This is a genomic window from Planktotalea sp. (assembly GCF_049680325.1).
Taxonomy (GTDB): domain Bacteria; phylum Pseudomonadota; class Alphaproteobacteria; order Rhodobacterales; family Rhodobacteraceae; genus Planktotalea.
Genome location: NZ_JBAUHO010000300.1, coordinates 1 through 6,124, shown reverse-complemented (window position 1 = coordinate 6,124; position 6,124 = coordinate 1). Strand labels below are relative to the sequence as shown.

The 6,124-nt window shown below is 54.9% G+C and carries 7 protein-coding genes; 4 read left to right on the top strand and 3 right to left on the bottom strand.

The genetic code is table 11. The features are described 5' to 3' along the window. The 4 genes from WBC85_RS13800 to WBC85_RS13785 form a co-directional block, all read left to right on the top strand. Positions 1–786: AMP-binding enzyme (locus WBC85_RS13800; protein ID WP_424438318.1), on the top strand; the 786-nt coding region annotated here is incomplete at its 5' end. Between the two features lie 188 nt (positions 787–974). Continuing rightward, entirely contained in the window at positions 975–1,919 is a 945-nt protein-coding gene (gene tal, locus WBC85_RS13795) for a transaldolase (RefSeq protein ID WP_424438315.1), read from the top strand. Between the two features lie 245 nt (positions 1,920–2,164). Continuing rightward, positions 2,165–2,470, top strand: a complete 306-nt coding sequence (locus tag WBC85_RS13790; RefSeq protein WP_424438312.1) for a hypothetical protein — start codon at positions 2,165–2,167, stop codon at positions 2,468–2,470. After that, complete coding sequence (locus WBC85_RS13785; protein ID WP_424438321.1) at positions 2,419–2,766, top strand: helix-turn-helix transcriptional regulator; 348 nt, start codon at positions 2,419–2,421, stop codon at positions 2,764–2,766. The genes WBC85_RS13790 and WBC85_RS13785 overlap by 52 nt, the downstream gene beginning before the upstream one ends. A gap of 35 nt (positions 2,767–2,801) precedes the next feature. Here WBC85_RS13785 and WBC85_RS13780 read toward each other — a convergent pair whose 3' ends face one another. Genes WBC85_RS13780 through WBC85_RS13770 form a run of 3 tightly spaced genes read right to left on the bottom strand, consistent with a single transcriptional unit; the run spans position 2,802 to position 5,992 of the window. Then, positions 2,802–4,598 (bottom strand): hypothetical protein, encoded by a 1,797-nt coding sequence (locus tag WBC85_RS13780; protein ID WP_424438309.1) that lies wholly within the window; start codon positions 4,596–4,598, stop codon positions 2,802–2,804. Then, positions 4,588–5,019: a TadE/TadG family type IV pilus assembly protein gene (locus WBC85_RS13775; protein ID WP_424438306.1), complete on the bottom strand. Its 432-nt coding sequence runs from the start codon at positions 5,017–5,019 to the stop codon at positions 4,588–4,590. Before WBC85_RS13775 ends, WBC85_RS13780 begins: the two co-directional genes overlap by 11 nt. A gap of 4 nt (positions 5,020–5,023) precedes the next feature. Continuing rightward, positions 5,024–5,992: a type II secretion system F family protein gene (locus tag WBC85_RS13770; protein ID WP_424438303.1), complete on the bottom strand. Its 969-nt coding sequence runs from the start codon at positions 5,990–5,992 to the stop codon at positions 5,024–5,026. Positions 5,993–6,124 lie beyond the last annotated feature (132 nt).

Genomic DNA, 6,124 nt, shown 5'->3' with positions numbered 1-6,124 from the left:
GTGCGACGTATGGTGGATGAGGCTGTCAGCGCAGGCGAGACGGGACAGGGGTTGAAGACGATCGTTTATGCGGGCGGGCCCATGTATGAGGCGGATATCCTTCAAGCGGTCGAGGTCATGGGGCCGCGGTTTGTACAAATCTACGGGCAGGGCGAATGCCCGATGGGGATCACAGCGCTTAGCCGCGAGGATGTGGCGGAGCGCGCCCACCCGCGTTGGCGCAACAGGCTGGGATCGGTCGGAACCGCGCAAAGCGGGGTTCAGGTGCGCGTACTGGACGCGGAAGGTGCGCCTTTGCCTGTTGGGGAGATCGGCGAGATCGCGGTTAAGGGGGCAACTGTCATGCCGGGCTACTGGAACAACCACGAAGCGACGGAAAAGACCTTGCGCGACGGCTGGCTCTGGACGGGCGATATGGGCCGCTTGGATGCGCAGGGCTATCTGACGATGCAGGATCGCTCAAAGGATATGATTATTTCGGGTGGGTCCAACATTTATCCGCGAGAAGTTGAAGAGGTGCTGTTGGGGCATGATGCGGTGCATGAAACTGCCGTTGTCGGGCGCGCGCATGATGAATGGGGTGAGGAGGTCGTCGCCTTTATTGCACTGAAAGATGCTAAATCCGCGAGCGCCGAAGAGTTGGATCAGCTTTGCCTTGAAGCCATTGCCCGTTTCAAGCGTCCTAAAGAGTATATCTTCGTCGAGAGCCTGCCAAAGAACAATTACGGCAAAATCCTCAAAACGGAATTGCGCGATAGGTTGAAGCCCGCGCTTTCGAAATCGTGACGACGTCAGTTCGCCAAAGCAACGCCTGTTTTTTCATGGCGCAAGTGCTCTGACTGCCAATTGCGAAACGACGCCCTAAAGCGAAGCCGCAGCGTTGATCTGATGCAGCGTTTAGACTATCCGAGTTCGAGAACAAAATAACAGTGCCAGATTGCCCGTCATGGCCAAGCTTTAGATAGGAAACACCGATGACCTCCGTCCTAGATCAACTCAGAACCATGACAACTGTTGTCGCCGATACTGGTGAACTGGCCGCGGTTCGCACCTATGCGCCAGTAGATTGCACGACCAACCCTTCGCTTGTTTTGGCGGCGGTGCGTGATCCCGCAAGCGCAGATTTGATCGCGCGCGAGCTTGAGCAATGCAAATCGGAAGGGCTGGGTGTTAAAGAGGCTGCAGCAAGGCTGACAGTTGCTGTTGGCGCGGAGTTGAGCGAATTGGTTCCCGGGCGCGTATCCACGGAGGTTGATGCGAACCTGTCTTTTGATACTGATGCGTCCGTGCTGCGCGGCCGTGAAATCATTGAAGATTACGCGCGACGCGGTGTCCAGAAAGATCGTGTGCTTATCAAGCTTGCTGCAACGTGGGAAGGTATCCGCGCTGCTGAGATCCTTCAACGTGAAGGCATTGATTGTAACCTGACATTGCTGTTCTCGCTGGCCCAAGCCGTTGCTTGCGCCGATGCGGGTGCGTTTCTAATTTCACCTTTCGTTGGCCGTATCACCGATTGGTACAAAAAGGCCGAAGGCGTGGACGGTTATACCCCCGATACCGATCCGGGCGTTGCGTCTGTGCGTGGAATTTACGAGTACTACAAATCCAACGGTATCGAGACGGTCGTCATGGGCGCATCTTTCCGCAATATCGACCAGATCAAAGCCCTTGCTGGATGTGACAACCTAACAATCGCGCCAAAACTGCTTGAAGAACTGTCCAAAGACACGGCTGAACTTCCTCGCAAGCTATCCCCCGATGCGGCAAGCCGCATTGCCCCGCTTAAAATGGACGAGGCGACGTTCCGCTGGCAGATGAATGCGGATGCGATGGCAAGCGAAAAACTTGCCGAAGGCATCCGTGGTTTTGATAAAGACTACAATCTGTTGGTTGAAATGGTACAAGAAAAACTGGCCTGACGGCTTTGATTTACCAGCAATTCACAAGCGCGATCTGTGGGTTGCTGGTGAACCCAGTGGCATAAACGCCTATCTACGCGCAGGCCAGATACGTTCGTATTTCAGATCCTATCAAAACGCTTCCTGCGCTGTGTTCCACTGACCACAAGTTTCAGGATTTCCCTTTTTCCGAGCGAGCAGCGGCACAAATCTGACACATTCAACATCAATCGTTTGAAAATGAGTTAGGCAGGAGAGGGATCACAATGAAACGGCTTTGGATTACTGTAGTTGCAAGCGTGTTTGGTATCGCGGCGATCAAAACAATACTAGTTGCGAGGTTCTTCCTTGCCCCGGAATTGATAAATCTTGCAACCGTTTCCGGCCTGTTTGCGTTGTTCACTATCATGACCGCTGGCGTCGCCTATTTGGCAATTTCAAGGTTGACCTCATACCTTGAGCACAAGCATTTCAAGCGCCTGTCGCCGGGCGGCGGTGAAACCGCCTCCAAAGAAGAGATATTCGCCGTTACGCGCAAAATTGGGGCCTGTCCAAGGCCGAACTGGACGTAGCAATCTTCGCGGCGAAAGGTTTTTCCAACACCGAAATCGCTGACATGCGTGGCAGCACTGTTCCGACAGTTAAAACGCAACTGAGCCAGATTTTCCGCAAGTCGGCGTTGGAAAACCGATATCAGCTTATCGCTTTTGTGACAGATGAAGTCTGTGTGATGGCGGGGCAGGCGGACAACCAAGCAGAGCAAAGCCAGAAGGCGTCAGCAAAAACGCCGATTGTTGTGCCGATGGTGCGAAAAGGAAAACCGGCGGTTCCGCAGATTTTCTTAAAACGGAAACTGTCTAACGGCTAAGCTTTCAAAGCTGCTTTCACCCCTTTTACGGACCATCAGCGAATGAGCCTAGGCACTTCGCAATGATGGTCCGTTAGCGTTAATTCACCCACACCCAATTGTACGCCCGCGCTTGCCAGAACATTGTCCAGCACATTGTCGAGCGGGCTAAGGACGCCCGCAAGCAACGCTGACGGCAAGAGATTCAGTAATCCCGACACCACGCTGTTGATTACGCTTCCTGCTAGTCCGCTTTGGTTCGGCTTTACGCGCAGATCCAGATTGGCGGGTGAGAGCAGGCTTTCTACTGCGCTTGCCAATAGCTCGCCACTTCCAAAGTATTTGGTGGAAGGGCCGTCAGCGACATCGCCCTTGGTGAAAGTGATCTCTTCAGTTTGAGATTGTCCAGCGGCAACATGCGAACGCGCTTGAAACGTCACCTGCGCAAGATGGATGTCGGGAAGGAGCGGCACCGGAATCGTGATCGAGACGTTCAAAATGTCAGCATAGTCAAAACCAGCTGGGTCGATTGCCTCTGCCGCGTTCATCGGATCATTGGCAAAACTCCCGAGATAAAGCGCCGCAACGCTCGATCCATTGCCAGGATGCAGATCGGAATGAGCAGTGCTAAAGGCAGCCGCCAGGGTAGATGTCTCAGTGCCAACACAGCTTAGCTCGGTCAGGGTCGCTGTGGTGCCGGCAAGTTCAACGTAAACTGGCAACTCAAGACTTGTGGCAACGATGCTTGCCACGCCAATACCAAGATTGCCAAGCAAGCTAGGCTCAAGGGTCAGCTCCGTCTTGAAACGCGCGTCGGCGTTGTGCAGCGATACGCCACTTTCCCCCAGTGCGACAACGCCGGATTCAACAGGCATGCTGCCCATTGAGAGCGAGGTTTCGAGGTCAAGCAACCCTGAGACATTCGCGCTCACATCTACCGCGATGGGGCTGCCCGTTGCGCCGCGCTCTGCCAATGCGCTTATGGCGTCCCGAGCCGTAAACGTTGTGTCGCCCAGGAAATCCATCGTCGTCAGGCCAAGTGCGGAATCCGCGCCGCTGACAAGTTCGCCAACGTTGAATGTTTGCAGGCTACTTGCTGTCCCCAGCGCAGAGAGGCTTTGCGAAACGGTGCCGGGTGAAACGGTTTGGAGCGCTGCAATCAGATCTTGCGCGGACACGGTTTGATCCAGAATTTCCGCTGGATTGAGGCTGTCAAATCCAATCTGCTTGCTAAGTGCGTTGAGCAGGTCGGCTGCGTTTATTCGGGCATTGGCCAAAACATTGATATCGCCAGCCGACAGGTTGACCTGAATACCCAAAGCTTCGCTTAACGCGTCCGATAAGGCGAGCGACCCGAGGCGCGCGAGTTGTGAGCCCAGTGTAAAGCTGGCTGCACCTGTACGCGTTGCGCTTGCGCTGACAGACATGGGGGCCGTATCCCCGTCCATGAAAATCTGTGAAAAATATAGCGGCGTGGTCGTGCGAAGGACAAGCGCAAGCGCGTTGATTCCGGGATCCCCAGCGTCCAATGCTGTAAAGCGCTGCGCTGCGGGAATTGCGGGATTGCGCAAATAGCGGCCAAGCTGAAGCTGCTCGAGCGACGCAATGTCTTGCGAATTGTTCTGAAGCGCAGTTTGAGCGCGCGCCTGTGCGATATCAATATTTGCAACCGCGCTAAGTGCCGTCACATCGCCCTTCGCCTGAAGCGCGGCGCGTTCGCGGTAAATCATTGCAATATCGACAGAAATTGCAAGGAAGCCCAATAGCATCGTAAGCCCAAGGGCGACGATGACTGCAACTGCGCCGCGCTCTTCATGGATCATGCGGGGTGTAACATTCTGATTAATAGGCAAGGTATGCTCCCGCGCTGAGGTCGGACATTTCCAATCCTAGAAAGCCGTTTGCTATCGAAAGCACAGAGGCATCTAATGCGTAGCTCACCTGAATGGATATATGTGCTGCGTCCCCCTCGGTGACGGAGGCGACGGCATCAATGGCACTGGCATCCAGAAGCGGAAAGTACTGACCTGCGTTTGCGAGATAGGTATCGGCAAGCGCTTTGCGTTCGGCTGTTGTAATCCCTTCCAAACTGGCGCGAGCGGCAGAGGTTGCAAGTTGGTGGATGGAATGGCTGATGCCGATTGCATAGCCGATGCAGATGATCCCGAACAGCAAGGCAAACAGGATCGGTGCAAGCAAGGTAAACTCAATCGCGACGGCCCCGTCTTCTTTGCGGTAGAGGGTCGAAAAATGGGTTTTCAATGATTTCAGCATGGCTTCATCCGCCTCCGATGATATTGTCGAGAACACTCAGCACAGCAGGGCCAACCAGAACGATAAAGACCGCTGGCATAATGCAGAAGATCAGTGGCATCGTCATAATGACAGGCAAGCGCGCGGCCTTTTCTTCGATCCGCATCAAGCGGTCTGTACGTTGATCCGCAATAAGCGTGCGCATCGCCTTGGAAAAAGGCGTGCCGTAGGTGTCAGACTGGTGCAGGGTTTGGGTGAAAACACCGATTTCGGGCAGCGGAACGCGGATGTTGAGCTTTTCATAGGCCATGCGGCGATCATTCGTCATGCGCATTTCGCTTACCATGCTTAGTACTTCATTCGCCATCACAGGGTGCGAGCGGCGCAGCTCGCGCGCAACCCGGTGCAGTGCAGGCTGGGGGCCAAGGCCCGCTTCGCTGGTGATGACCAACAGCTCTAACATGTCAGGAACGCCGCGCCTGATTGTGGCGAGGCGCGTGCTGCGCTTGTGACTTACAAAGAAATCAACGGCTTTGGACAGCGCAAGCGCAGCGGCGACGGTAACAATCAAGGGCATGAAAATGCTTTGCCCATTCATCGCCCGCAATAGGACCAGCCCCAGGCCAACAACCGAAACGATCAAGGGAACGAGCGTTTTGAGAAAGGCAAAAATCAACACCGCATCGCGGCCCGTATAGCCAGCGCTTGCCAGATCATCCGCCGTTGCACGTGCTTCGCCGCCAAGGATGACCGTGAAACGCTCGCCCGTTTTTGTTGCTGCGCGCTTGAGCGTGGCGAGCAGGTTCTTGCTTGCGCCCGGCTCATTGCTCTGGTGTAGCAACTCTGCCGCTGAAAGTTTGCCAGCCGCGCGCATTATGCGGTTCATGCGCTGAACTCGTTTGGCTTCGAGGTGCAGCAGAACGCCAGCGCCCAACAAGACCGCGCCAAGCGCTGTGAAGGCCATCCAGGCCAGTAGAGTTGCGTGATCAAACATCGAGTTTGCCCATCCGCGCCATTATAAAAACACCAAGCGCGATGCTGATTATGCCGATGCTCAGCATGATTTGCCCGCGACTGTCGGTAAAGAGAGGCTGCAAATAGCCTGGGTTCAGAAAGCCGATCGTCG